Annotated in this window: 23 protein-coding genes, 2 tRNA genes and 3 other RNA genes; 11 read left to right on the forward strand and 17 right to left on the reverse strand. The window is 55.2% G+C overall.

The annotated features are described in order from the left end of the window. Nucleotides 1-43: 43 nt before the first annotated feature. The 8 genes from QLG03_RS00635 to QLG03_RS00670 all read right to left on the reverse strand — a co-directional run bounded on the left by QLG03_RS00635 (nucleotide 44) and on the right by QLG03_RS00670 (nucleotide 8,307). Nucleotides 44-871 (reverse strand): ion transporter, encoded by an 828-nt coding sequence (locus QLG03_RS00635; RefSeq protein WP_048297756.1) that lies wholly within the window; start codon nucleotides 869-871, stop codon nucleotides 44-46. Nucleotides 872-925: 54 nt separating this feature from the next. Continuing rightward, nucleotides 926-1,930 carry a murein tripeptide/oligopeptide ABC transporter ATP-binding protein OppF gene (gene oppF / locus QLG03_RS00640; RefSeq protein ID WP_002910083.1) on the reverse strand — a complete coding sequence of 335 codons (1,005 nt, stop codon included), beginning with the start codon at nucleotides 1,928-1,930 and terminating at the stop codon, nucleotides 926-928. Beyond that, the gene (locus QLG03_RS00645; RefSeq protein WP_023290123.1) at nucleotides 1,927-2,940 is read right to left on the reverse strand and encodes an ABC transporter ATP-binding protein; all 1,014 of its coding nucleotides are present in this window, start codon (nucleotides 2,938-2,940) and stop codon (nucleotides 1,927-1,929) included. The genes oppF and QLG03_RS00645 overlap by 4 nt, the downstream gene beginning before the upstream one ends. An 11-nt stretch (nucleotides 2,941-2,951) precedes the next feature. Beyond that, entirely contained in the window at nucleotides 2,952-3,860 is a 909-nt protein-coding gene (gene oppC, locus QLG03_RS00650) for an oligopeptide ABC transporter permease OppC (protein WP_004145396.1), read from the reverse strand. Nucleotides 3,861-3,874: 14 nt separating this feature from the next. Next, entirely contained in the window at nucleotides 3,875-4,795 is a 921-nt protein-coding gene (gene oppB, locus QLG03_RS00655; protein WP_002910089.1) for an oligopeptide ABC transporter permease OppB, read from the reverse strand. Nucleotides 4,796-4,880: 85 nt separating this feature from the next. Continuing rightward, nucleotides 4,881-6,515, reverse strand: a complete 1,635-nt coding sequence (oppA, locus tag QLG03_RS00660) for an oligopeptide ABC transporter substrate-binding protein OppA (protein WP_023290124.1) — start codon at nucleotides 6,513-6,515, stop codon at nucleotides 4,881-4,883. A gap of 745 nt (nucleotides 6,516-7,260) precedes the next feature. Next, complete coding sequence (locus tag QLG03_RS00665; RefSeq protein WP_255987860.1) at nucleotides 7,261-7,908, reverse strand: YchE family NAAT transporter; 648 nt, start codon at nucleotides 7,906-7,908, stop codon at nucleotides 7,261-7,263. A gap of 183 nt (nucleotides 7,909-8,091) precedes the next feature. Further along, the gene (locus QLG03_RS00670) at nucleotides 8,092-8,307 is read right to left on the reverse strand and encodes a hypothetical protein (protein WP_032428896.1); all 216 of its coding nucleotides are present in this window, start codon (nucleotides 8,305-8,307) and stop codon (nucleotides 8,092-8,094) included. Between the two features lie 77 nt (nucleotides 8,308-8,384). On the opposite strand from QLG03_RS00670, the gene adhE reads away from it, so the two are divergent. Further along, nucleotides 8,385-11,060: a bifunctional acetaldehyde-CoA/alcohol dehydrogenase gene (adhE, locus tag QLG03_RS00675; protein ID WP_023290125.1), complete on the forward strand. Its 2,676-nt coding sequence runs from the start codon at nucleotides 8,385-8,387 to the stop codon at nucleotides 11,058-11,060. Nucleotides 11,061-11,206: 146 nt separating this feature from the next. Here adhE and tdk read toward each other — a convergent pair whose 3' ends face one another. Further along, nucleotides 11,207-11,824, reverse strand: coding sequence for a thymidine kinase (gene tdk, locus QLG03_RS00680; RefSeq protein WP_032429180.1), 618 nt, complete (start codon nucleotides 11,822-11,824; stop codon nucleotides 11,207-11,209). 7 nt (nucleotides 11,825-11,831) lie between these two features. On the opposite strand from tdk, the gene QLG03_RS00685 reads away from it, so the two are divergent. Both QLG03_RS00685 and hns read left to right on the forward strand, forming a co-directional pair. Then, nucleotides 11,832-11,963 (forward strand): hypothetical protein, encoded by a 132-nt coding sequence (locus tag QLG03_RS00685; RefSeq protein WP_044523854.1) that lies wholly within the window; start codon nucleotides 11,832-11,834, stop codon nucleotides 11,961-11,963. Nucleotides 11,964-12,385: 422 nt separating this feature from the next. After that, nucleotides 12,386-12,793, forward strand: coding sequence for a histone-like nucleoid-structuring protein H-NS (gene hns / locus QLG03_RS00690; protein WP_002910103.1), 408 nt, complete (start codon nucleotides 12,386-12,388; stop codon nucleotides 12,791-12,793). A gap of 123 nt (nucleotides 12,794-12,916) precedes the next feature. Here hns and galU read toward each other — a convergent pair whose 3' ends face one another. From galU to rssA, 3 genes are all read right to left on the reverse strand, one after another. Next, nucleotides 12,917-13,819 (reverse strand): UTP--glucose-1-phosphate uridylyltransferase GalU, encoded by a 903-nt coding sequence (gene galU, locus QLG03_RS00695; RefSeq protein ID WP_023290127.1) that lies wholly within the window; start codon nucleotides 13,817-13,819, stop codon nucleotides 12,917-12,919. A gap of 197 nt (nucleotides 13,820-14,016) precedes the next feature. Further along, the gene (gene rssB, locus QLG03_RS00700; protein ID WP_032453277.1) at nucleotides 14,017-15,030 is read right to left on the reverse strand and encodes a two-component system response regulator RssB; all 1,014 of its coding nucleotides are present in this window, start codon (nucleotides 15,028-15,030) and stop codon (nucleotides 14,017-14,019) included. An 89-nt stretch (nucleotides 15,031-15,119) separates the two neighbouring features. Further along, on the reverse strand, nucleotides 15,120-16,022 hold the full coding sequence (gene rssA / locus QLG03_RS00705; protein ID WP_004203175.1) for a patatin-like phospholipase RssA: 903 nt from the start codon (nucleotides 16,020-16,022) through the stop codon (nucleotides 15,120-15,122). Between the two features lie 112 nt (nucleotides 16,023-16,134). On the opposite strand from rssA, the gene QLG03_RS00710 reads away from it, so the two are divergent. The 7 genes from QLG03_RS00710 (at nucleotide 16,135) to QLG03_RS00740 (ending at nucleotide 18,398) form a co-directional block, all read left to right on the forward strand. Continuing rightward, nucleotides 16,135-16,593, forward strand: a complete 459-nt coding sequence (locus QLG03_RS00710) for a YchJ family protein (RefSeq protein ID WP_032428898.1) — start codon at nucleotides 16,135-16,137, stop codon at nucleotides 16,591-16,593. Nucleotides 16,594-16,635: 42 nt separating this feature from the next. Continuing rightward, complete coding sequence (purU, locus tag QLG03_RS00715; RefSeq protein WP_004203178.1) at nucleotides 16,636-17,478, forward strand: formyltetrahydrofolate deformylase; 843 nt, start codon at nucleotides 16,636-16,638, stop codon at nucleotides 17,476-17,478. Between the two features lie 159 nt (nucleotides 17,479-17,637). Continuing rightward, nucleotides 17,638-17,722, forward strand: a tRNA-Tyr gene (locus QLG03_RS00720). Nucleotides 17,723-17,765: 43 nt separating this feature from the next. Then, nucleotides 17,766-17,898, forward strand: a non-coding RNA gene (locus tag QLG03_RS00725) — RtT sRNA. Between the two features lie 39 nt (nucleotides 17,899-17,937). Then, nucleotides 17,938-18,022: transfer RNA gene (locus QLG03_RS00730), tRNA-Tyr, on the forward strand. A gap of 43 nt (nucleotides 18,023-18,065) precedes the next feature. Continuing rightward, a non-coding RNA gene (locus QLG03_RS00735) (RtT sRNA) lies at nucleotides 18,066-18,197 on the forward strand. Nucleotides 18,198-18,266: 69 nt separating this feature from the next. Next, nucleotides 18,267-18,398, forward strand: a non-coding RNA gene (locus tag QLG03_RS00740) — RtT sRNA. A 116-nt stretch (nucleotides 18,399-18,514) separates the two neighbouring features. On the opposite strand, the gene QLG03_RS00745 is transcribed toward QLG03_RS00740, so the two are convergent. Next, nucleotides 18,515-18,958, reverse strand: a complete 444-nt coding sequence (locus tag QLG03_RS00745; protein WP_023290130.1) for an Lrp/AsnC family transcriptional regulator — start codon at nucleotides 18,956-18,958, stop codon at nucleotides 18,515-18,517. A gap of 107 nt (nucleotides 18,959-19,065) precedes the next feature. Here QLG03_RS00745 and QLG03_RS00750 point away from each other — a divergent pair, with 107 nt between their 5' ends. After that, a complete protein-coding gene (locus QLG03_RS00750) occupies nucleotides 19,066-19,962 on the forward strand; it encodes a DMT family transporter (RefSeq protein WP_255987865.1) in 897 nt (298 codons plus the stop codon). Here QLG03_RS00750 and narI read toward each other — a convergent pair. The 4 genes from narI to QLG03_RS00770 are packed head-to-tail and all read right to left on the reverse strand — an operon-like array spanning nucleotide 19,959 to nucleotide 26,618. After that, nucleotides 19,959-20,636, reverse strand: coding sequence for a respiratory nitrate reductase subunit gamma (gene narI, locus QLG03_RS00755; protein ID WP_002910189.1), 678 nt, complete (start codon nucleotides 20,634-20,636; stop codon nucleotides 19,959-19,961). The two genes, QLG03_RS00750 and narI, sit on opposite strands and share 4 nt — an antisense overlap. Next, nucleotides 20,636-21,346, reverse strand: coding sequence for a nitrate reductase molybdenum cofactor assembly chaperone (narJ, locus tag QLG03_RS00760; RefSeq protein WP_032453280.1), 711 nt, complete (start codon nucleotides 21,344-21,346; stop codon nucleotides 20,636-20,638). Before narJ ends, narI begins: the two co-directional genes overlap by 1 nt. After that, nucleotides 21,343-22,878, reverse strand: a complete 1,536-nt coding sequence (narH, locus tag QLG03_RS00765; protein ID WP_023290133.1) for a nitrate reductase subunit beta — start codon at nucleotides 22,876-22,878, stop codon at nucleotides 21,343-21,345. The genes narJ and narH overlap by 4 nt, the downstream gene beginning before the upstream one ends. Beyond that, the gene (locus QLG03_RS00770) at nucleotides 22,875-26,618 is read right to left on the reverse strand and encodes a nitrate reductase subunit alpha (protein ID WP_023290134.1); all 3,744 of its coding nucleotides are present in this window, start codon (nucleotides 26,616-26,618) and stop codon (nucleotides 22,875-22,877) included. The genes narH and QLG03_RS00770 overlap by 4 nt, the downstream gene beginning before the upstream one ends. Nucleotides 26,619-26,655 lie beyond the last annotated feature (37 nt).

Consider the following 26,655-nt stretch of genomic DNA (forward strand, 5'->3'; position numbering starts at 1 on the left):
GCCTGCCGCGTTCCACCCGGCAGGCTTTTTTTATGCCGAGGGTTTACTTCGGTAAGACATGACCGCAGGCGTGGCAAAACCGGGCGTTATCGTCATGGTCGCCCTGCTGGCACTGCGGGCATACCCGCTGCTGGCGCCGCCGGTTCAGGGCGCTGGTCATATGGGTGGTGATAAGTCCGGTCGGAATGGCAATAATGGAGTAGCCGATCAGGATGAGAATGGAGGCCAGGATGCGGCCCAGCGGCGTGTGCGGCGTAATATCCCCGTAGCCGACGGTGGTGATGGTCACAATGGCCCAATAGACCGAAGCGTTGAGCGTGGTAAAACCATACTCTGGCCCTTCTATCAGGTACATTAACGAGCCGAAAATCACCATCACAATGGCGATAAACGAATAGAACAGGATCAGTTGATGGCGCGCGCTGACAATCGCCCGCCAGAACACATTGAGCGAAGGCATAAAGCGCAACAGTTTGAGAATACGCAACGCGCGGATCGCCCGCATTGCCCGCCAGGCAAAGACATAATTGAGGCTAATTTCCGGCCACAGCCACATCACGTATAGCGGCAGGATGGTCGCTAAGTCAATAAACCCCCAGAAGCTGAAAATGTAATGGAGCGGATTGGGCCATGTCGCAATACGCAGCAAATACTCCAGGGTAAAGACCGCGGTCACCATCAGCTCCAGCCAGACGAATAAATGCCATTCATCTAATGTCAGATGATATTGCGTGCCCAGCCCCGATTCGACAAATATCACCACCACGCTGAGCAAGGCGAAAAGTCCGCACAGCCCTTCGAAGCGGCGGCCGGAACGTCGGTTTTGATCGAAAAGCAAATGATAAAGCCGCAGGCGAGCGGCAGAAAGCATACCCACTTCGTTAACCTCGCAAAAAAAAGGGCTGACCTGCGTCAGCCCCTGAGATTATAACGGGTCTACCTTAAGGCAGGAAACCGCATGGCGGAAACTGCCCTCCAGCACCGGGCGGGTTTTGGCGCACTCCGGTCCGGCGAGCGGACAGCGGGTGCGGAAGACACAGCCCGACGGCGGATTAATCGGCGAGGGTAATTCGCCCTCCAGCAGCTGGATGGTTTTCGTTTTTTCGAGGTCCGGATCGGGGATCGGCACCGCCGACATCAGCGCTTTGGTATAGGGGTGTAGCGGATTATGGTACACCTCATCGTAGGTTCCCAGCTCCACCGCATGGCCCAGATACATCACCAGTACGCGATCGGAGATGTGCTTAACCACCGCCAGATCGTGCGCGATAAATATCAGCGACAGTCCCATTTCACGCTGCAGCTGCTGCAGCAAGTTGACCACCTGAGCCTGGATGGACACGTCAAGCGCGGACACCGGCTCATCGCAGATAATCAGCTTCGGCTCGAGGATCAGCGCCCGCGCAATGCCGATGCGCTGACACTGACCGCCAGAGAACTCGTGCGGATAGCGGTTGATCAGGTTAGGCAGCAGCCCGACTTTCATCATCATCGCCTTCACGCGATCGCGCACTTCCTGACGCGGCATCTTCGGATGATAGGTACGCAACGGCTCAGCGATGATTTCTCCGATGGTCATACGCGGGTTCAGCGAGGCCAGCGGATCCTGGAAGATCATCTGGATATCGCTGCGCACGTCGCGCCACTCTTCCTGCTTCATGCCCAGCAGATCTTTACCCAGCCAGGCCACTTTGCCATCGGTAGCCTTCACCAGACCAATGATGGCACGGGCGAAAGTCGATTTACCGCAGCCGGACTCCCCCACCACGCCGAGGGTCTCACCTTCATAGAGACGCAGCGTCACGCCATCTACGGCTTTCAGCGTTTTCGACGGCTGCCAGAACCACTGTTTGCCATCTTTAATATCGAAATGCACCTTCAGGTCGGCAATTTCGAGCAGGACTTTTCGTTGTTCAGTTACGGCGTTCATAGCAGCTCCCCCACCGGTTTAAAGCAGGCGCGCAGGCGGCCTGGCGCGAACGACTCCAGCGGCGGCGCGCTGCTGCACTGTTCCATTGCGTGCGGACAGCGCGGCTGGAATGGGCAGCCCTTCGGCAAACGCAGCAGGTTTGGCGGGTTGCCCGGAATGGTCAACAACGCATCGCCTTCGGCATCCAGACGAGGAACCGCATTCAACAGCCCAATAGAGTAAGGGTGAGACGGCTGATAGAAGACATCGCGCGCCTGACCATACTCCATGGTGCGGCCCGCATACATCACCAGCACTTTATCGCAGATCCCCGCCACCACTCCGAGGTCATGGGTGATCATAATGATGGCCGTATTAAATTCGCGTTTCAGCTCATTCAGTAACGTCATGATCTGCGCCTGCACGGTGACGTCCAGGGCGGTGGTCGGCTCATCGGCAATCAGCAGCCGGGGCCGGCAGAGCAGCGCCATGGCAATCATCACGCGCTGGCGCATCCCGCCGGAAAACTCGTGTGGGAACATCTTCATGCGCTTGCGCGCTTCCGGCATTTTTACCGCGTCGAGCATCTTCACCGATTCTTCAAACGCTTCGGCTTTGCTCAGCCCTTTATGCAGCATCAGGACTTCCATTAACTGCTCGCCCACCCGCATATACGGGTTCAGAGAGGTCATCGGATCCTGGAAAATCATCGAGATTTGCTCGGCGCGCAGTTTGTTCAGCTCACGCTCAGGCAAATTGAGGATTTGCCGACCGTTAAAGGTGGCGGACCCCCCGATTCGGCCGTTGGCCGCAAGCAGTCCCATCAGGGCGAAGGCGGTCTGCGATTTACCGGAGCCGGACTCCCCGACAATACCGAGCGTCTCCCCCGCCTGCAGGGTGAAGTTCAGATCATTGACGGCGGTGACATCGCCATCCGGCGTTTTAAAGGTGACGCGAAGATCTTTCACGTCCAGCAGCAGGCCGCTGTGGCTCTGCGCTTGCGGCGCTTTTGCCGTTTCAATCATGGTCATGGCAGCGCTCCTTAGCGGTCTTTCGGGTCGAGGGCATCACGCAGACCATCGCCGATAAAGTTGAAACAGAACAGGGTCACCACCAGGAAACCCGCCGGGAACAGCAGCAGCCAGGGCGAGACTTCCATTGAGTTGGCGCCATCGCTGAGCAATGCCCCCCAGCTGCTGAGCGGCTCCTGCGTCCCCAACCCCAGGAAGCTGAGGAAGGATTCAAAGAGGATCATGCTGGGGACCAGCAGCGAGGCGTACACCACCACCACGCCCAGCACATTAGGAACGATATGGCGCAGCACGATGCTCGCTGTGGAGACCCCGCCGACCTGCGCCGCCTCAATAAACTCTTTGCGCTTCAGGCTCAAGGTCTGTCCACGTACGATACGCGCCATATCCAGCCAGGAGACCATGCCGATAGCGACAAAAATCAACAGGATATTCTGGCCAAAAAAGGTCACCAGCAGGATAACGAAGAACATAAACGGGAAGGAGTTGAGGATCTCCAGCAGACGCATCATTACCGAATCCACTTTGCCGCCGAGATAACCGGAAAGCGAACCGTACAGCGTGCCGAGGATCACCGCCACCAGCGCCGCCGCCACCCCGACCATCAGCGAAATACGCCCGCCGATCGCCACGCGCACCAGCAGATCGCGACCGGAGGAGTCGGTCCCGAAGTAGTGGCCAGAGGCCATGTCCGGGGCGTTGGACATCATGCCCCAGTCGGTGTCGAAATAGGAGAATGACGACACCATCGGCGCGAAGGTCACGAACAGCGCAATAAGCACCAGCATAATCAGGCTGGTGACCGCGGCGCGGTTATGCATAAAGCGGCGACGCGCATCCTGCCAGAGGCTACGCCCCTCCACTTCCAGCTTCTCACTGAAGTTTTCCAGCGCCTCGCTATTTTTCTTACTTAACATCATGGCGAACTCCGGCTTCAGTAGCGAATCTTCGGATCGATAACGGCGTACAGCACGTCAACGATGGCGTTGAACAGGATAGTCAGGGCGCCAACCAGGATCGTCAGGCTGAGCACCAGCGAGTAGTCGCGGTTAAGCGCCCCGTTAACGAACAGCTGGCCAATCCCCGGCAGGCCGTAAATGGTTTCAATGACCATTGAGCCCGTAATGATGCCCACGAAAGCCGGCCCCATATAGGAGAGCACCGGCAGCAGCGCCGGCTTCAGCGCATGGCGCAAAATAATGCGGCGCATCGGCAGCCCCTTCGCCCGCGCGGTGCGGATAAAGTTAGAGTGCAGCACTTCAATCATTGAGCCGCGGGTAATACGCGCGATACTGGCGATATAGGCCAGGGAAAGCGCCACCATCGGCAGGATCATAAATTTCAGCGCCCCGCCGTTCCAGCCTCCGCCCGGCAACCAGTGCAGGGTAATGGCAAAGATCATCACCAGCAGAGGCGCCACCACAAAGCTCGGAATAACCACGCCGGTCATGGCTACCCCCATCACCGCATAGTCCCAGCGGGTATTCTGCTTCAAAGCGGCAATAACGCCCGCAGCGACACCGATCACAACCGCCAGCAAAAAGGCGGCGAAGCCCAGTTTCGCCGAAACCGGGAAGCTGGCCGCCACCAGATCGTTGACCGAATAATCTTTGTATTTAAAGGAGGGACCAAAATCGCCATGCGCCAGCTGCTTCAGGTAATTGAAGTACTGCGTCATGATAGGGTCGTTTAAATGGTATTTTGCTTCAATATTCGCCATGACTTCCGGCGGTAGCGTGCGTTCCCCGGTAAAAGGACTTCCCGGAGCCAAACGCATCATGAAGAATGAGATGGTAATAAGAATAAATAGCGTCGGAATCGCTTCCAGACAGCGACGTAAGATAAATTTTAACATTGCCCGTACCTTCTGGCGTGTGCCTTTGCACTGCTCTCAAATAAGACACGATGGAGCGAGCACAGGCCCGCTCCACGTATTGCCATTAATGTTTGATAACGTAAAGGTCTTTTGTATAGACGTTATCCATCGGGTCTTTACCGGTGTAGCCACCGACCCACGGTTTCACCAGGCGGGCGTTAACATAGTAATAGACCGGTACGATCGCGCTGTCTTTATCCAGCTGCTGCTCTGCTTTCGCATAGGCCGCCGTGCGCTGTGCTTCATCGGATGCTTTTACGGATTCAGCCATAATTTTGTCGAACGCCGGGCTCTTATAGTGCGCAGTGTTCATTGAGCTGTCAGAAAGCATGGTGTTCAGGAAAGAGGTTGGCTCGTTATAGTCAGCGCACCAGCCCGCACGCGCCACGTCATAGGTGCCCTGATGACGGGTATCGAGGAACGTCTTCCACTCCTGGTTGACCAGCTTCACGTCAATGCCCAGGTTTTTACGCCACAGCGAGGCGGCGGCAATCGCCAGCTTCTTGTGCAAATCAGAGGTGTTATACAGCAGGTTGAAGGTCAACGGTTTATCGGCGCTATAGCCGGCTTCGGCCAGCAGTTTTTTCGCTTCTTCATTCCGTTTTTCCTGCGACCAGGTAAACCATTCCGGCTCGGTCAGCTTCGCGCCATCGGTATACGGCGGGGTGTAGCCGTAGGCCGGCAGATCGCCCTGTCCTTTCACCTTATTGGCAATGATATCGCGATCCAGACCCAGCTTCAGCGCGGTACGCACGCGCACGTCGGTGAACGGCGCTTTCTGGTTGTTAATTTCGTAGTAATAAGTACACAGATACGGGTCAACGTGCAGCTCGTTCGGGATCTCTTTTTTCAGTTTCTGGAAGAGCTCGATCGGCAGCTGGTTATAGGTCATATCCAGTTCACCGCTGCGATAACGGTTAACATAGGTCACTTCAGAAGAGGTCGGCAGCCAGGTGACGGTGTTGATAACGGTTTTGGCATTATCCCAGTAATGCGGGTTGCGCTCCATCACGATACGTTCGTTGACCACCCAGTCTTTCAGGGTGTAGGCGCCGTTGGTGACGATATTGCCAGGCTGCGTCCACTTCTCGCCAAACTTTTCAATCGCTGGTTTATAGACAGGAGACATCGCCGGGTTAACCAGCAGTTTGTAAAAATAGGGTACCGGCTCGCTGAGGGTGACTTCCAGCGTATGGTCGTCAATGGCTTTTACGCCCAGCTCGCCTGGGGCTTTCTTGCCGTCAATGATTTCATCAACGTTGAGGATATGACCATACTGCGGGTAGCTGGCATAAGGAGACGCTGTTTTCGGGTCTACCAGACGCTGCCAGCTATAAACGAAATCCTGGGCGGTAACCGGCTCGCCGTTAGACCATTTCGCATCTTTACGCAGATGGAAGGTCCAGACTTTGAAATCTTTATTATCCCAGCTCTCTGCCACACCAGGGATCGGGTGGCCATCTTTCGGCGAGGTATTCAGCAAGCCTTCGAACAGGTCGCGGCTAATATTCGCCTCGGGCACCCCTTCAATTTTATTCGGGTCCAGCGATTGCGGCTCGGCGCCGCTATTTCGCACCAGCGTTTGCTTATCCGAAAGCTGCACACCGGCCGGGACATCCGCTGCCATAGCCATATTGCCAGCCATGAGCGCGGATAGCACTCCTGCGGCGATCAAACGTTTTTTAGTGATGATGGTCATTGTGTTGTAACTCCAGTCATTATAATTACTGGTTTTTTAACCAGCCTGTTTTTTTTCCCGTTTTCGGGATCTGTCCAACGCAGGAGTGTTTGCGATTGGCAGATTGCTATCACCGACTTATTTATTACGACCGCTCGAACGGCAGTCTTAACGTCGATTCGTTCCCCCCTCGCTGGAGGGCAGTTCAGGCGCAATGAGACGATTAAAAATGATTCTCATTTACACGCATAATTCAGCAGACGATAACGGCGGAAAGTACCAAAAGGTAAACACCTCCGCCAATGCAATTTGCAAATATGTTACCGGATTCTCTTTTATTGCCGGCTTTGCCAGCGTCACTAGCGGTTGCCACAATACGCCGATACAAAAATATTCTTATTAATCATACTGTTACGACATTTACATCAGTCATCATACTGAGCAGCGACCACAAGATGATTTTTTGTACAAAAATTTAACAATAGATTACTTTTTAGCACATTCATCTGCAGCCTTGTTAAAATTACTAATATCATTTCGATGATCCGACAGCAAGCGCCAGAGAATGATGTGAAGAAAATAACATCACAGGAGGGAGAGACGTGAGGGGAATGTTAAGAGAAATATTTCATATCTTAATGAAAAACATGAAATTAATAGCGATATCGCAAAATAGTATTCCTACCGCCGGTTCCGCGCTGGTTAATAGGTTTTGCTAATAATCGCGCAGGCGTGAAGGGAGCCTCCCCGCCTGCGTGGCAACGAACTAACTCAGCAGCCCCGGGAAGAGCGCTTTAATCCCCGTCACAATAAACTCAATGCCGAGAGCCATCAGCAGCAGGCCCATAATACGGGTGATAACGTTAATCCCTGTCTGCCCCAGCAGACGCACCAGCCATGGCGCCATGCGGAAAATCCCCCAGCAGCAGAGGGCAAAGACCGCAATCGCCAGTGAAAAACCGACGAGATGCACCCAGGAGTGATACCGCGTACCCCACACGATAGTGGAACTGATTGCTCCCGGTCCGGCCATTAACGGTAGCGCGAGAGGAACGACGCCGATGCTCTCCCTCACCGCCGTCTCCGACTTCTCCTGCTTGTTCTGCTTATCTTCGCCGAGCTTACCGCTGATCATCGACATCGCGATGGTCACCACCAGGATGCCGCCGGCGATACGGAAGGAATCAATGGAGATACCAAAAATCTTCAGAATGCCATCGCCGAGAAACAGTGACGTCAGGAGGATGATCGCCACCGACAGGTTGGCGGTCAGGTTGGTCTTATTGCGCACTGCTGCCGGCTGGTAGCTGGTCATACTAATGAACACCGGAATAATGCCCACCGGGTTAACCAGAGCAAATAAGCCGATGAAAAACTTGAAATATGCAGAAAAATCGAACAGTGATTGAGTCACAATGGGCTCCGCAGCATCATCAAAATTGGCGGTTGACTGTTAACAGCATAAAATAACTGCGCGAAACATACGCTTTTTGCATGCAATATTCATTATAAATATGCATAACCCGGTGATATGTATCGAATGTTAGCTATTTGTAGTTTTAATGCTAATCGTTTTTTTAATTTCAAAACCCTCCCATTACACTTGATCGAACCGGTCAAAAAGCAGCCAGCTGAAAGGTATCAGCAGTGCCAATACTTGATCTAAATCACGTAATTTGTACTCAGAAGTGAGTAATCTTGATGACACTAACAGAGTGGAAGGCAGCAGTACCTGAAAGTTAAAAAGAGAAAGCTTTTTTAGTAAATCGGTAAAACAGCGTCCTGATTTTCCTACATAAACATTTACATGCAAGCTGTTTACAGCCTGTCTATAATGTCGAATCGAGCGACTGATTTACTAAAAAAGTTTAACATTATCAGGAGAGCATTATGGCTGTTACTAATATCGCTGAACTGAACGCGCTTGTTGAGCGTGTCAAGAAAGCCCAGCGTGAATATGCCAGTTTCACTCAAGAACAAGTCGACAAAATCTTCCGCGCCGCCGCGCTGGCCGCTGCAGATGCTCGAATCCCTCTCGCCAAAATGGCCGTTGCCGAATCCGGCATGGGCATCGTTGAAGACAAAGTGATCAAAAACCACTTCGCTTCCGAATACATTTACAACGCTTATAAAGACGAAAAAACCTGTGGCGTCCTGTCAGAAGACGACACCTTTGGTACCATCACTATCGCTGAACCTATCGGCATCATCTGCGGTATCGTACCGACCACTAACCCGACTTCAACAGCCATCTTCAAATCGCTCATCAGCCTGAAGACGCGTAACGCCATCATTTTCTCTCCGCACCCGCGTGCTAAAGAAGCCACCAACAAAGCGGCTGACATCGTCCTGCAGGCTGCCATCGCTGCCGGCGCGCCGAAAGACCTGATTGGCTGGATCGATCAGCCGTCTGTTGAACTGTCTAACGCCCTGATGCACCACCCGGACATCAACCTGATCCTTGCGACCGGTGGTCCAGGCATGGTGAAAGCAGCATACAGCTCCGGTAAACCTGCTATCGGCGTAGGTGCCGGTAACACCCCGGTGGTGATTGATGAAACGGCTGACATCAAACGCGCCGTTGCTTCCGTTCTGATGTCTAAAACCTTCGATAACGGCGTTATCTGTGCTTCTGAGCAGTCCGTTGTGGTGGTTGATTCCGTTTATGACGCGGTTCGCGAACGTTTCGCCAGCCACGGCGGCTACCTGCTGCAGGGTAAAGAGCTGAAAGCCGTTCAGGACATTATCCTGAAAAATGGCGCGCTGAACGCCGCTATCGTTGGTCAGCCTGCGGCGAAAATCGCTGAACTGGCAGGCTTCACCGTACCGGCCACGACTAAAATTCTGATTGGCGAAGTCACCGACGTTGACGAAAGCGAGCCGTTTGCTCACGAAAAACTGTCTCCGACGCTGGCGATGTACCGTGCGAAAGATTTCGAAGACGCCGTGACCAAAGCTGAAAAACTGGTCGCCATGGGCGGTATCGGTCATACCTCTTGCCTGTACACCGACCAGGATAACCAGCCGGCTCGCGTGGCTTACTTCGGCCAGATGATGAAAACGGCGCGTATCCTGATCAACACCCCGGCTTCTCAGGGTGGTATCGGTGACCTGTACAACTTCAAACTCGCTCCTTCCCTGACTCTGGGTTGTGGTTCCTGGGGTGGTAACTCCATCTCTGAAAACGTTGGTCCGAAACACCTGATCAACAAGAAAACCGTTGCTAAGCGAGCTGAAAACATGTTGTGGCACAAACTTCCGAAATCTATCTACTTCCGTCGTGGCTCCCTGCCTATCGCACTGGATGAAGTGATTACTGATGGTCACAAACGCGCGCTGATCGTGACTGACCGCTTCCTGTTCAACAACGGCTATGCCGATCAGATCACCTCCGTACTGAAAGCAGCGGGTGTTGAAACTGAAGTCTTCTTCGAAGTTGAAGCTGACCCGACGCTGACCATCGTACGTAAAGGCGCCGACCTGGCGAACTCCTTTAAACCAGACGTGATCATCGCGCTGGGCGGCGGTTCCCCGATGGATGCGGCAAAAATCATGTGGGTCATGTACGAACATCCGGAAACCCACTTCGAAGAACTGGCGCTGCGCTTTATGGACATCCGTAAACGTATCTACAAGTTCCCGAAAATGGGTGTTAAAGCCAAGATGGTGGCGATCACTACCACCTCCGGTACCGGTTCTGAAGTTACGCCGTTCGCCGTTGTGACCGATGATGCGACAGGTCAGAAATATCCGCTGGCAGACTACGCGCTGACCCCGGATATGGCCATCGTCGATGCCAACCTGGTGATGGATATGCCGAAATCGCTGTGTGCGTTCGGTGGTCTGGATGCCGTGACCCACGCCCTGGAAGCTTACGTTTCCGTGCTGGCTTCTGAGTTCTCTGACGGCCAGGCTCTGCAGGCGCTGAAACTGCTGAAAGAGTACCTGCCGGCTTCCTACCACGAAGGTTCCAAGAACCCGGTTGCCCGCGAGCGCGTACACAGTGCCGCCACCATCGCCGGTATCGCGTTTGCTAACGCCTTCCTCGGCGTGTGTCACTCCATGGCGCACAAACTGGGTTCCCAGTTCCATATTCCGCACGGTCTGGCCAACGCCCTGCTGATCTGCAACGTTATCCGCTACAACGCGAATGACAACCCGACCAAGCAGACCGCGTTCAGCCAGTACGACCGTCCGCAGGCTCGTCGTCGCTACGCTGAAATCGCCGATCACCTGGGTCTCTCCGCACCGGGCGACCGTACCGCAGCGAAAATCGAGAAGCTGCTGGCATGGCTGGAAAGCGTGAAAGCTGAGCTGGGTATTCCGAAATCTATCCGCGAAGCTGGCGTTCAGGAGGCTGACTTCCTGGCCCACGTTGATAAGCTGTCTGAAGATGCATTCGATGACCAGTGCACCGGCGCTAACCCGCGCTACCCGCTGATCTCCGAGCTGAAACAGATCCTGCTGGATACCTACTACGGTCGCGAGTTCGTCGAAGGTGAAGCAGCCGCGAAAGCCGAAGCAGCTCCGGTGAAAGCTGAGAAAAAAGCGAAAAAATCCGCTTAATCGACAAGCATAAACGTTCTGCAAGCCCCGTCATCTGACGGGGCTTTTTTTTGCCCACCGACAGCCAAGCTTTAACGCCTGCTAGCCCAACGGAGCGCAGGCAATAAAAAGGCGCCCACAGGCGCCTGGACGAGCTTCTGCGCGTATTAGCTGGGGCGGTGCTGGTTTTGTACCTGAGTTAACGAGCCGACGCTCAGCGCCTCTTTATAATGCTTACGACAAACTGACACGTACCGCTCATTGCCGCCGATGACGACCTGCTCGCCCTCGTTGTAAGGACGCCCCTCCTGATCGAGGCGCAGCACCATACTGGCCTTCCGGCCGCAGAAACAGATGGTTTTCAGCTCCACCAGCTTATCTGACCAGGCCAGTAAATACTGGCTGCCGGTAAAGAGCTCACCGCGAAAGTCTGTCCGCAAGCCATAGCAAAGCACAGGAATATCCAGCGTATCGACAACTTCAGACAGCTCATGAACCTGCTCGCGCGTCAGAAACTGGCTTTCATCCACCAGCACGCAGTGAATCGGCTTTAGCTTGTGCTCTGCGGCAATATCGTTAAATAGCGACGTCTGTGGATTATACAATCGGGCCGGCGAGGAGAGACCGATACGCGAGCTGACTTTTCCGGCGCCAAAGCGGTCATCAATCTCAGCGGTATAAACGACGGTACGCATCCCCCGCTCCTGGTAATTGTACGAAGATTGCAACAGAGCGGTCGACTTACCTGCATTCATTGCAGAGTAGTAGAAATAAAGTTGTGCCATCGGCTGCGTGACCCCAATCAAAGTGTTTTATCGCGGCGGCGATTGTACCATATTTTATGCGTACAGCCGCCCATTCGACAGGGGTATTGTATCGCAGCTGAAGAGCCTGCAAAGCCAAAGGATTAAGAGGATGAATTGAATTTTCAGGGCCATTATTTGTACGCCTCGTTACGCTACTGGCGGGGTAACCATTGTCTTTTCGTGCTTATAGGGCGGTTACCTATGGGGCTATAAGCGGCGCCGCGCGTTGTTTTATATTAAGCCTCATAACCAAAAATGCGCTAATACTGACGAGGGTTATTTACCCATGTAAAGGATAATTTTTCTCACCGAACCTCAGAAAAAGCATACCGTCTCAGTGTTTTAGCTTACCTTCTGCTCATCGCTATAAGGATGAAAGATGTGAAGCGGCACGGGAATTTTAACTTAAATTAATTAATTCTCGCGACAAATAACCAGTAATTTTGAATTCCTTACATTCCCCCCTATTGCACAACGCATTTTATCGCTCTATTATTAGTTCAACAAACCACCCCACAATATAAGTTTGAGATTACTACAATGAGCGAAGCACTTAAAATTTTGAACAACATCCGTACTCTTCGTGCGCAGGCAAGAGAATGCACCCTGGAAACGCTCGAAGAAATGCTGGAAAAATTAGAAGTCGTTGTTAACGAGCGCCGTGAAGAAGAAAACGCCGCCGCGGCAGAAATTGAAGAACGTACGCGTAAGCTGCAGCAATATCGTGAAATGCTGATCGCTGACGGTATTGATCCGAATGAACTGCTGAGCACCATGGCAGCCGTTAAAGCCGGTACCAAAACCAAGCGTGCTGCACGTCCGGCTAAATACAGCTATGTCGACGAAAACGGCGAAACCAAAACCTGGACCGGCCAGGGCCGTACCCCGGCGGTGATCAAAAAAGCAATGGATGAGCAAGGTAAATCACTGGACGATTTCCTGATCTAATCTCCGTTGTTACGATATAAAAAATCCCGCTGCGGCGGGATTTTTTTTGCCCCCAGGGGCCGATATAAAAAACCGGGAGCGCATCTGCGACTCCCGGTTTTGTGCTTTCAGCAGCGCTGCGGATTACTTAGCAACCGCGGTTTCCAGCCAGGCTTTAAAATCGTCACCCAGCGTTTTGTGGCGAATACCATATTCGACGAACGCCTGCATGTAGCCAAGCTTATTACCGCAGTCATGGCTCTTGCCTTTCATATGATAAGCTTCGACCGTCTCTTTTTCGATCAGCATATCAATCGCGTCAGTCAGCTGAATTTCATCACCGGCACCCGGAGGAGTCTTCGCCAGCAGCGGCCAGATATCGGCGCTGAGGACATAGCGCCCCACCACCGCCAGGTTGGACGGCGCGACGTCAGCTTTTGGCTTCTCGACCACGCCTACCATCGGCACGCTTTCTCCCGGCTTGAGAGATTCACCTTTGCAGTCAACGACACCGTAAGCGGTCACGTCGTCGACAGGCTCAACCATAATCTGGCTGGCGCCGGTCTCATCGAAACGAGAGATCATCTCTGCGAGGTTATCGCGGCTCAGATCGGATTCATATTCATCCAGAATAACGTCTGGCAGAATAACTGCGACCGGCTCATCACCCACCACCGGATGGGCGCAAAGTACCGCGTGTCCCAGACCTTTTGCCAGGCCCTGACGAACTTGCATAATGGTTACGTGCGGCGGACAAATAGACTGCACTTCTTCCAGCAGCTGGCGTTTCACACGTTTTTCCAGCATCGCTTCCAGCTCAAAACTGGTATCGAAATGGTTTTCGATAGAGTTTTTGGACGAGTGCGTTACCAGAACAATTTCAGTAATTCCTGCAGCGATACATTCATTAACAACATACTGAATTAACGGCTTATCTACCAGCGGCAGCATTTCTTTTGGAATCGCTTTGGTGGCCGGCAGCATCCTGGTGCCTAATCCCGCAACCGGGATAACCGCTTTTCTGACTTTAGAATTAAGGGCAGCCATTGAAATCTCCTGGACTGTTTGTTTTTTAAACTTCTCGTTACAAATAACGTGTCGAGTATATCAGTCAACCGCGTATTCACTGGTCTGAAAAGCTTCCGATAGCCTCGAATTAGGACTTTTACGCATAAAACTGCTCGATGTTACCACCGCTAAAGGACAACGGGTAATCCCGTCTGCTTAGATATAAACGCAATTGCTCACTCCGCAGACAACATTAAGCGTAAACGGCCTCCCGCCCCCCAAATTTGGCACTGCCATGAGGTACAGCGTTGACTAATTTGATTAAGGTAAGCATCACCCAGGGTGCCTAAAGGAACGCCATTGCTAATCTGAATTTGATGCTCACCGGTATTCAGCGTGCCATTAAGTCCCGCCGACACCAGAATTAAATTTTTCAGTCCGCTGTGGTAATACCCCACTAACAAAGGAAACTGGCCGGGAAGGTTTGCCTGACGCAGGAGCTGATTCACCTGTTTTAGCAGACTCCCCATTTCTGGTAGCCGTTGTCCCTGATGCGCCAGCTGCTCCTGTAGCAAGCCATTGAACAACGCGCGCAATAATAAAGCGGCCAGGACGCCATTATCTCCTGCCCGTGTGACATCCAGACAATAGAAGGCCAAATCATTGTCCGAGAGCGGCGCGATATCGAGTACCAGACCGGGTTTATCCGCCGACACCAGCTGGCGATAATGAATGCGGCAGTGCGACATTTCCTGTTGCACCGGCGGCTGTAATTCCTGCAGTAATCGTGAAGCCGCAGTGGGATTACTGACCAGCGCGTCCCAGTCCTCAAATAAACGCTCTTCCTCTTCCACCCGTGAACTGAACATCGCAGGATAGAGGCAGGCATAAACGGTTTCGCGCAGGCGATCGAAATCTTTTACTGGCTTTAACAACACGTCCTGAACGCCAAGCCGCAACGCTTTGGCTATATCGGCCATGTTTTCGGTAGCGGAAATCATCAGGATCGGTAGCTGCTCGCCGCGATTACGCAACGTCTCCACCAGCTCCAGACCGTTCATTCTCGGCATCGAAATGTCGCAAATCATCAGGTCCGGATGCACCTCCGTCATTTTATGCAGGGCATCCTTGCCATCTTCCGCCTGGAAGGTTGTTGCTCCCAGCGAGGTCAGCCATCCATGCAAGAGTGAGCGGAAAACGGGTTCGTCTTCAACTATCAGAATCTGTTTTCCCGCCAATGGCTGCGTCATGATATCTCCCCTGGCTGACGATAATTCAATAGTGGCACGCTATTCTCACTATCGCCTGTCAGAATTTGCTTAAGTCAGGTACTCGTGCGTTAAATCGCGGTACGCACTAAGGGTAATAATTCATCCATTTTCTTTTCTACCGCCAACTGCCCTGCGGTAATCGCCTCGCCGGCGCGATGGAAATCAAGCGTCGAGACTTGCGGACAGTACGGTTGCAACAGGATATCCGGCGGGTCACCCGCCATACGATTGCGTTTAAGACGGTTCTCCAGGACCTGGATAGAGGTGGTCATGATCTCCATCGCCGTCGGCGTCACGGCCGTACGGCGGGAACTCATTTGCGTCAAGCGTGCGCGCAGACGAGTATGCCATGGCCCCTCCTTCGCTTCGGCTTCCCGCCGCGGCGTTTCGAGGGAGAATAAATCCTGCTGCATAAGGTGGGCATCATGTTGCAAATCCACGGCAATCACGATATCCGCCCCCATTGCCCGCGTAAGCGATACGGGAACCGGATTGACCACCGCGCCATCGACCAGCCAGTAACCGTTATGCCTGACCGGCGACATTAACCCCGGCATACTGCAGGAGGCTCGAATCGCTAAGTGCAGATCGCCTTCGGTAAACCACAGCTCCCGGCCAGTGCTTAAATTTGTCGCGACGGCGGCAAATCGCCGTTCGCAGTGTTCGATATCGGTCACGGGCATGATGCGGCGATAATGATTGAACACCTTTTCACCCCGCAGTAGTCCACCGCGGCGCCAGGAGAGGTCCATCAGTTTCAGAACGTCCCAGTTACTGAAAGAGCAGACCCAGGACTCAAGGGCCGGGAGTCGGTTACAGGCATACGCCGCCCCTACCAGCGAACCGATAGAGCAACCGGCCACGATATCAATCTCAATGCCGGCCTGCTGGAGGGCGTTGATGACGCCAATATGCGACCATCCGCGGGCGGCGCCCGCACCTAACGCCAGACCAATTTTAAGCTTTCTCATTAGTACTGATAACTATCCTTCCACTCTGAGCGTGGCAACATTGTCACGGCTCAGTTAACATAAAGCCCTTTGGCGTAGAAGCGCCGTTACTCTTTCTTCCATGGAGGCAATTTTGTCGCAATTATGCCCCTGTGGCAGCGCACTGGAGTATAGCTCATGTTGCCAGCGATATCTGTCCGGCGCTGAGCTTGCGCCAGGCCCGTCACAGCTTATGCGCTCCCGTTACAGCGCGTTCGTCATGAAAGATGCCGACTATCTGATCAAAACCTGGCATCCGTCCTGTCAGGCGCAGCAGTTTCGCGCCGAACTGGAGAAAGGCTTTGCCCACACCGAATGGCTGGGTTTAACCCTGTTCGCCAGCGATGATGGACGAGCCGCCAATGAAGGCTTTGTCAGCTTTATCGCCCGCTTTAATGACAATAACCGCCCGGGCGCCATTATTGAACGTTCCAGATTCTTAAAAGAAAATGGACAGTGGTACTATATCGACGGGACACGGCCGCTGATTGGCCGTAACGACCCCTGCCCTTGCGGTTCAGGTAAAAAATTTAAAAAATGCTGCGGCCAGTAACGCTACCGCAGCGCTTGCAAACACTACAGGATTTTCCTCGCGATGCATTCATTACAACGTAAAGTACTACGCACTATTTGCCCTGATCAGAAAGGCCTCATCGCGCGTATCACCAATATCTGCTACAAGCACGAACTTAACATTGTGCAGAACAACGAATTTGTTGACCACCGTACCGGTCGTTTCTTTATGCGCACCGAACTGGAAGGCATCTTCAACGACGCTATTCTGCTGGCCGATCTGGACAGCGCCCTGCCGGAAGGCTCGATTCGTGAACTCAATCCGGCAGGCCGCCGCCGGGTAGTGATTCTGGTGACGAAAGAGGCGCACTGCCTCGGCGATCTGCTGATGAAAGCCAACTACGGCGGGCTGGATGTCGACATTGCCGCGGTTATTGGCAACCATGACACCCTGCGCCCGCTGGTGGAACGTTTTGGCATCCCGTTTGAACTGGTCAGCCATGAAGGGCTGAGCCGCGAAGAGCACGACAAGCAGATGGGCGACGCGATTGCCGCCCACGAACCGGATTACGTGGTGCTGGCCAAGTATATGCGCGTTCTTACGCCGGAATTTGTCGCTCGTTTCCCGAACAAGATCATTAATATTCACCACTCGTTCCTGCCGGCGTTTATCGGCGCGCGTCCGTATCATCAGGCCTATGAGCGCGGTGTGAAGATCATCGGCGCCACCGCCCACTACGTGAATGATAACCTGGACGAAGGTCCCATCATTATGCAGGACGTCATTCACGTCGATCATACTTATACCGCAGAAGATATGATGCGTGCCGGGCGCGATGTCGAAAAAAACGTATTGAGCCGGGCGCTGTATCAGGTCCTGGCGCAGCGCGTCTTCGTCTACGGTAACCGGACGATTATTCTTTAATCGACTGAGAAATGAATTGGTTAGCTTTCCGGCGTTACGGGTAAAAATCAGGCAACCAGTTTATTTTTGTCAAAGGAATGCTTTACAGGGGCGCATCATTTGGTATGATGCGCCCCGCTTCCCGAGAAGGAAGCAGGCCAGTACTAAGCATTACCCCGTGGTGGGGTTCCCGAGCGGCCAAAGGGAGCAGACTGTAAATCTGCCGTCATCGACTTCGAAGGTTCGAATCCTTCCCCCACCACCATTATTCACTACAGTGATAGGGTTTTCCCGGCAGGCGTAAACGATGTTTGCACTTAGCGGGAAGGGTAAGAACCTTCGACTAAGGTTCGACTCGAGCGCCAGCGAGAGAACGTTGCCGCAGGCAACGGCCCGAAGGGCGAGGAGCGATAGCGACGAGTTATCCTTCCCCCACCACCATTCACTTTGCTGAATAGCCTACAATTTGATTTTACCCCTGGTGGGGTTCCCGAGCGGCCAAAGGGAGCAGACTGTAAATCTGCCGTCATCGACTTCGAAGGTTCGAATCCTTCCCCCACCACCATCTCTTCATGTATTACCCAACTTACTTCACTTGCGATACTCTATATTCTGCCCCACGGGGAAGGATGAGAAGCTTCGACTAAGGTTCGACTCGAGCGTAGCGAGAGAACGTTGCCGCAAGCAACGGCCCGAAGGGCGAGGCGCTTTAGCGCCGAGTCATCCTTCCCCCACTACTGTTGCACTCTCTTCAGCCACCTGTGCTGCTATCTCCTCGCTCGCGCTTCGCTTAGCGAGGCTACATGCTATATTCTCCCCTACGGGGGAGGATGAGAAGTTTCGACCAAGGTTCGACTCGAGCGTAGCGAGAGAACGTTGCCGCAGGCAACGGCCCGAAGGGCGAGGCGCTTTAGCGCCGAGTTATCCTTCCCCCACCATTCTCGCGCTCTCTGCAACCACCTGTACTGCTACCTCCTCGCTCGCGCTTCGCTTAGCGAGGCTACAGGTGGTGCCGACCGGCGCCCCGGACTGGTGCGCCGCGCCGCCTCCGGGAAACTCACAGCGGGGGCAGTCGTCTCTTCACCGGCGAACTTTTCACCACCGAGGTATTGCACTGAGCAAATTCAGCCAGGCCGTCAAGCAGCGTATCCAGTTGGGCAATATCACGCACCACCAGTCGCATCACGAAACAATCCTCTCCGGTCACTTTGTCACTTTCGATGCACTCCGGCATCGCCTGGATATATTTATCCACCTTCTGCAGCAGACCAGGCAGCGGCCGGACCCGCACCAGCGCCTGCAGGCTGTAGCCCAGCGCGGCAAGATTCACCCGCGCCCCATAGCCCTGGATCACCCCCCGCTCCTCCAGGCGCTTCACCCGCTCGGCTGTGCTCGGCGAGGTCAGCCCCACCCGCGCGCTCAATACCTTCAACGAGACTCTGGCGTCCTGAGTCAGGCAAGCGAGTATCGCCCGGTCAATTTCATCAAGTAAGTCATTCATGGTTTTTACCTAATTATGAAAGGAATTTCCCCCTGCTTACCTTAATTCAGCCATGTCAGGCTGTCAGGATTTTTCGCACAATAATGGAAAACTTCTGGAGGTGAAATATGCAACTTACCCGCGGCGTCTGGCAAATGAGCCTGGCGATGATAATTTCTGGCTCGATCGGCGCGTTCGTGCTGCTCTCTGGTTTGCCGGTAATTGATGTGGTGTTCTGGCGCTGCCTGATTGGCGCGCTCACCCTGCTGCTGTTTATCGTTCTCAGCCGCCAACCCTTCAGTCGTCTCACGCGCTTCACCCTCGCCCTCGCGGTGCTTGGCGGCATTGCGCTGGTCATCAACTGGCTGCTGCTTTTTGCCGCCTACTCGCGTATTTCAATTGGCATGGCCACGGTGGTCTACAACACCCAGCCGTTTATGCTGGTACTGATGGGCATGGTGCTGGGGGAGCGAGTCAGCGCCGTAAAATGGGGATGGTTACTGCTGGCCTTCGGCGGCGTGGTGATCCTGCTGTCAAGCGAGCTTGCCCCGGCGCACGGCGATAGTCTCGCGACCGGCGTTTTGCTGGCATTAGGCGCAGCATTTTTCTATGCTCTGACCGCCATTATCGCCCGCAAACTGCATCCGCTCCCTGCTCAGCATATCGCCTTTATTCAGGTGCTGGTCGGCGTCGTGATGCTGCTGCCGCTGGTGCAAATGCCCGCGTTTTCTGCCAGCTTTCCCTGGCGCTATCTGCTGATCCTCGGCGTCGTCCATACCGGGATCATGTATCAGCTTTTATATAGCGCGATACAGAAGCTGCCAACGCCCATTACCGGTTCACTCTCCTTTATTTATCCACTGGTGGCGATGGGGGTCGACTATCTGGTCTTCCACCATGCGTTAACTCCTGTGCAGTGGTGCGGCGGGATGCTGATTCTGTTTGCCGCCGCGGGGAATAACCTCGGCTGGGGCGAAAAAAAACCCCGCCAGAGCGGGGTCAGTCAGCAGACGCGGGCCAGTTAGCGACGGGCGCGAACAATCTGGTATTTGCGCGTCAGGTACTCTACCGGCGCGCTCCAGATATGAACCAGACGGGAGAACGGGAACAGCAGGAACAGGGTCATACCCAGCACCAGGTGGACGCGGAAGATAAACGCCACGCCATCCAGGTGCTGCGACGCACCGCCGTGGAAGGTGACCACCGACTGCGCCCAGCCGACCAGCTTCATCATTTCGCTGCCGTCCATATGCTGGGCTGAGAACGGGATCGTCAGCAGGCCCAACGCACACTGCACCATCAACAGGGAGAGGATCAGAATATCCGCGCCGGTGGTGGTGGCGCGAACGCGCGGGCTGAGCAGACGACGCTTGAGCAGCAGTAAACCGCCCACCAGGGTCATCACGCCGCAGGCGCCGCCGGCGATCATCGCCATCTTCTGCTTGACGTCGATCGGCAGGAAGGATTCATACATCCAGTGCGGCGTCAGCATGCCGAGGAAGTGGCCGGCGAAAATGCCGAGGATGCCGATATGAAACAGGTTCGACGCCAGATTCATCCCTTTACGGTCCAGCATCTGGCTGGAGGCCGCGCGCCAGGTGTACTGACCGTAGTCATAGCGCAGCCAACTGCCGATCAGAAACACCGAGCCCGCAATGTACGGATAAATGTCAAAGAAGAACATATTCAGGAAGTGCATTATTGCTGTCCTCCGTTAGAGATATTCAGATATTGCGGGGCCACGGCTCCGGCAAAACGACGCTGGTGAGCGGAAATCTCCGACTCGCCGCAGCCCTGGTCGGCAAAGAATTTAACCTGTTCTTCTTCCCAGACTGCGTCCAGCGCCTGCGGCGTATCGTCGCGGGCTTCGTCGGCAATCTTCTCCGCCACCTTCTGGCTGTCGACCTGAGTGTTGGCCAGCTTCAGCAGCAGCTCGAACAGCACCGCATAGCGGCTCTCGCGCTGCTGCAGGCGCGCGCTGAGCAGGCCGAGGATCGGCGCAACGTCCCGCAGGCCGCCAAGCGCTTCCTCTTCCGGCAGCTGCGCCAGATACTCCAGATACAGCGGCAGATGATCCGGCAGCTCATGGCTATCGAGCAGCAGACCGTGGCGCTCATACTGCGCCATCAGGTCAACCATCGCCTGCCCGCGATCGCGGGATTCGCCGTGCACGTGTTCAAACAACAGCAGCGAGGTGGCCCGGCCGCGATCAAACAGTTCGCTGTAGGCCGCCTGAGCATCCAGCGGATCCTGAGCCAGCAGATCGCGCAGAAAAACGCCCAGCGCGTGAGCATCTTCTTTGCCGAGTTTCTCCGATGACGCGAGCGCCTCGAACATCTCCTGCTGATGCTGCCATAAGGCAGCGTCAGGGTATTCGAGCAAACGCGACACAATCACAAGTTCAATCATGCGTGCGGCTCCGTTTTGCTGGTCACGTCGATGGCGTCGATGCGACGGCTGTTGAACAGGTTGAACTGGCTGTCAGAGCCGTGGCAGCCGTCGCCAAAGCTAAAGCCGCAGCCATTTTTCTCCGGAAACGCTTCCCGCGCCTGTTCACGATGGCTGCTCGGCACCACGAAACGATCTTCGTAGTTGGCGATCGCCAGGTAGCGGTACATCTCCTGAGCCTGCGCTTCGCTTAAGCCCACCTCTTCCAGCGCGCGGGTATCGACAACGCCGTCAACGGTTTCAGCCCGCTTATAGTGACGCATCGCCAGCATCCGCTTCAGGGCCAACAGGACCGGTTGGGTATCGCCGGCGGTCAGCAGGTTCGCCAGATACTGCACCGGAATACGCAGGCTTTCCACGTCCGGCAGGATCCCGTTGCTGCCCAGTTCGCCGGCATCGGCGGCGGACTGAATCGGCGACAGCGGCGGCACGTACCAAACCATCGGCAGGGTGCGATATTCCGGGTGCAGCGGCAGGGCCAGCTTCCAGTCCATCGCCATTTTCCAGACCGGCGACTGCTGCGCGGCTTCAATCACGCCCTGCGGTACGCCATCTTTCAGCGCCTGCTCAATCACTTTCGGGTCGTTCGGATCGAGGAACACGTCCAGTTGACGCTGATAGAGATCTTTCTCGTTCTCGGTGCTGGCGGCATTTTCGATCGCGTCCGCGTCATACAGCAGGACGCCGAGGTAGCGGATTCGGCCCACGCAGGTTTCGGAGCATACCGTCGGCATTCCGGATTCAATACGCGGGTAGCAGAAGATGCACTTCTCAGATTTCCCACTCTTCCAGTTGAAGTAGATCTTCTTGTACGGGCAGCCGGTGATGCACATCCGCCAGCCGCGGCACTTGTCCTGGTCGATCAGCACGATGCCGTCTTCTTCACGCTTATAGATGGCGCCGCTCGGGCAGGTTGCGACGCACGCCGGATTCAGGCAGTGCTCGCACAGGCGCGGCAGATACATCATGAAGGTGTTCTCGAACTGGCCGTACATCGCCTTCTGCATGTTGTCGAAGTTCTGGTCTTTGGCGCGCTTTTCAAACTCGCCGCCGAGGATCTCTTCCCAGTTCGGACCGCTGGTGATCTTGTCCATCCGCTGGCCGGTGATCAGCGATCGCGGACGGGCGATCGGCTGGTGTTTACTCTCCGGGGCGTTATGCAGGTTCTGGTAGTCGTAATCGAACGGCTCGTAGTAATCATCGATGCCCGGCAGATGCGGGTTCGCGAAGATTTTACCTAACAGCATCGCGCGGTTGCCCATACGCGGCTGCAGCTTGCCGTTGATTTTGCGGATCCAGCCGCCCTTCCATTTCTCCTGGTTTTCCCAGTCGTTCGGAAAACCAACGCCAGGCTTACTCTCCACGTTATTGAACCAGGCGTACTCCATCCCTTCCCGGCTGGTCCAGACGTTTTTACAGGTTACCGAGCAGGTGTGGCAGCCGATGCATTTATCGAGATTCAGCACCATGCCGACTTGTGAACGAATTTTCATTTTACGCTCTCCTGTACCTGGTCATTGCCTTCGCCGTCTAACCAGTTAATGTTCTTCATCTTACGTACCACCACAAACTCATCGCGGTTGGAGCCGACGGTGCCGTAGTAGTTAAAGCCATAGGCCAGATGGCCATAGCCGCCGATCATATGGGTCGGTTTCGGCGTAATACGGGTAACCGAGTTATGGATCCCGCCGCGCTGGCCGGTGACTTCAGAGCCAGGCAGGTTCACGATGCGTTCCTGCGCGTGGTACATCATGGTCATCCCGGCCGGCACGCGCTGGCTCACCACCGCGCGCGCCGTCAGGGCGCCGTTGGCGTTGAACACTTCGATCCAGTCGTTATCTTCGATACCCAGATCTTTCGCATCCGCCTCGCTCATCCAGACGATCGGACCGCCGCGTGACAGGGTCAGCATCAGCAGGTTATCGCTGTAAGTCGAGTGGATACCCCATTTCTGGTGCGGCGTCAGGAAGTTCAGCGCCTTCTCCGGGTTGCCGTTGGACTTCTCGCCCATCACCGCTTTCACCGAGCGGGTGTCAATCGGCGGACGATAAACCAGCAGGCTCTCGCCAAAGTCGCGCATCCACTGGTGATCCTGATACAGCGACTGACGACCGGACAGGGTACGCCATGGGATCAGCTCGTGAACGTTGGTGTATCCGGCGTTATAGGAGACGTGTTCGTCTTCCAGCCCGGACCAGGTCGGGCTGGAGATGATTTTCCGCGGCTGCGCCTGAATATCGCGGAAACGGATCTTCTCGTCTTCTTTGTTCAGCGCCAGGTGCGCGTGTTCGCGGCCGGTGATTTCGCTCAGCGCTTTCCACGCCTTCACCGCCACCTGACCGTTCGTTTCCGGCGCCAGGGTGAGGATCATCTCCGCGGCGTCGATGGCCGTTTCCAGCTTCGGCTGACCTTTCGCCGGGCCTTCGGCCTTGGTGTAGTTGAGCTTACGCAGCAGGTCCATTTCGCTCTGGGTATTCCAGGCGATGCCTTTCCCGCCGTTGCCGATGGTTTCCAGCAGCGGGCCAATGGAGGTGAAGCGCTCATAAGTCGCCGGGTAATCACGCTCGACCGGAATAATATGCGGGGCGGTTTTCCCCGGAATCAGGTCACATTCGCCCTTCTTCCAGTCTTTGACGTCCAGCGGCTGCGCCATTTCCGCGGCGGAATCATGCTGGATCGGCAGCGTAACGACGTCGGTTTCTTTACCGAGGTGGCCCACGCACACTTCAGAGAATTTCTTCGCGATACCTTTGTAGATATCCCAGTCGCTCTTCGATTCCCAGGCCGGGTCAACGGCCGCCGACAGCGGATGAATAAACGGATGCATATCCGAGGTATTCATGTCGTCTTTTTCGTACCAGGTGGCGGTCGGCAGCACGATATCGGAGTAGAGACAGGTGCTCGACAGACGGAAGTCGAGGGTCACCACCAGGTCCAGTTTGCCGTCGAGGCCGTTATCGCGCCATTCGACTTCTTCCGGCTTCACGCCGCCCTGCTTGCCAAGGTCTTTACCCTGAATGCCGTTCTCCGTACCCAGCAGGTACTTGAGCATGTACTCATGACCTTTACCGGAGGAGCCCAGCAGGTTGGAACGCCAGATAAACAGGTTACGCGGATGGTTTTTTCCGTTTTCCGGCTGCTCTGCCGCAAAGCGAATCGATCCCTCCTTCAGAGATTTGACGGTGTAATCCACCGGCGTCATGCCCGCTTTTTTCGCCTCATCGGCGATGCGCAGCGGGTTTACGCCCAGCTGCGGCGCCGACGGCAGCCAGCCCATCCGCTCGGCGCGGACGTTGAAGTCGATCAGATGGCCGCTGTAGCGGGATTTATCCGCCATCGGCGAGAGCAGCTCCTGCGCGGTCACGCTTTCATAGCGCCACTGGCTGGAGTGGTTATAGAAGTACGAGGTGCTGTTCATATGACGTGCCGGGCGTTGCCAGTCAAGGGCGAACGCCAGCGGCTGCCAGCCGGTCTGCGGACGCAGTTTTTCCTGGCCCACATAGTGCGCCCAACCGCCGCCGCTCTGGCCGACGCAACCGCAGAAGATCAGCATGTTGATCAGACCGCGGTAGTTCATGTCGAGGTGGAACCAGTGGTTGAGACCCGCCCCGACGATAATCATCGAACGACCATGGGTTTTATCGGCGTTATCGGCAAACTCGCGGGCGGTACGGATAATATGCGCGCGGGAGACGCCGGTAATTTTCTCCGCCCAGGCCGGAGTGTAGGCTTTCACTTCATCATAGCTGGCGGCGCAGTTGTCATCGTTCAGACCGCGCTCCAGGCCATAGTTGGCCATGGTCAGGTCGTACACGGTGGTCACCAGGGCGGTGGAGCCGTCGGCCAGCTGCAGGCGTTTAACCGGCAGTTTGTGCAGCAGAATGTTTTCAAGCGCGACTTTATTGAAGTGTTCAGAACCTTCGCCGCCGAAGTACGGGAAGCCGACGTCCGCGACCTCGTCATGACTGCCCAGCAGGCTCAGACGCAGCTCAATCTCTTCGCCGGTTTTACCGTCGCGCTGTTCGAGGTTCCATTTGCCTTTGTCGCCCCAGCGGAATCCGAGGGAACCGTTCGGCACGGTCAGATCGCCCTTCTCATCAAAGGCGACGGTTTTCCATTCCGGATTCTTCTCCTGACCAAGGGAATCCACGAGGTCGGACGCGCGCAGCGTGCGGCCGGCGGCGTAATAGCCGTCGCGCTCCTCAAGCATCACCAGCATCGGCATGTCGGTGTAGCGACGCACGTAATCGGTGAAGTACTGGCTCGGCTTATCAAGATGGAACTCACGCAGCATCACGTGGCCCATCGCCAGCGCCATCGCGGCATCGGTACCCTGCTTCGGCGCCAGCCACAGATCGCAGAGCTTGGCGATTTCGGCGTAGTCCGGGGTGATGGCGACAGTTTTGGTCCCTTTATAGCGAACTTCGGTAAAGAAGTGCGCATCCGGGGTACGGGTCTGCGGCACGTTGGAGCCCCAGGCGATGATATAGCTGGAGTTGTACCAGTCGGCGGATTCCGGCACGTCGGTCTGCTCGCCCCAGGTCATCGGCGAGGCCGGCGGCAGGTCGCAGTACCAGTCGTAGAAGCTCAGGCAGGTACCGCCGATCAGCGACAGGTAACGAGCGCCGGAGGCGTAGGAGACCATCGACATCGCCGGGATCGGCGAGAAGCCGGCCACGCGATCCGGACCGTAAGTTTTCACGGTATAAACGTTGGAGGCGGCAATCAGCTCATTCACTTCCTGCCAGGAGGAGCGGACAAACCCGCCGCGACCGCGAGCCTGCTTGAAGCTTTTCGCTTTGTCGGCGTCTTCGATAATCGAGGCCCATGCCTCAACCGGATCGCTATGCTGGACCTTCGCTTCCCGCCACATCTTCATCAGGCGTTTGCGCATCAACGGGTATTTCAGGCGGTTCGCGCTGTAGAGATACCAGGAGTAGCTGGCGCCGCGCGGGCAGCCGCGTGGTTCGTGGTTTGGCAGGTCCGGACGGGTGCGCGGATAGTCCGTTTGCTGGGTTTCCCAGGTCACCAGTCCGTTTTTGACATAAATCTTCCAGCTGCATGAACCGGTGCAGTTGACACCGTGAGTGGAACGCACAATTTTGTCATGCTGCCAACGTTGACGGTATCCATCCTCCCAGTCCCGGTTGGTGTTTAGAAGCTGGCCGTGCCCATCGGCAAAGGTTTCACCCTTCTGTTTGAAGTAGCGAAACCGGTCCAGGAATTTACTCATCGGGTTTCTCCTGATATGGAGCCTGACGGCTCTCTGA

The organism is Klebsiella sp. V115_8 (genome assembly GCF_029967715.1).
In the GTDB taxonomy this organism is placed as follows: domain Bacteria; phylum Pseudomonadota; class Gammaproteobacteria; order Enterobacterales; family Enterobacteriaceae; genus Klebsiella; species Klebsiella quasipneumoniae.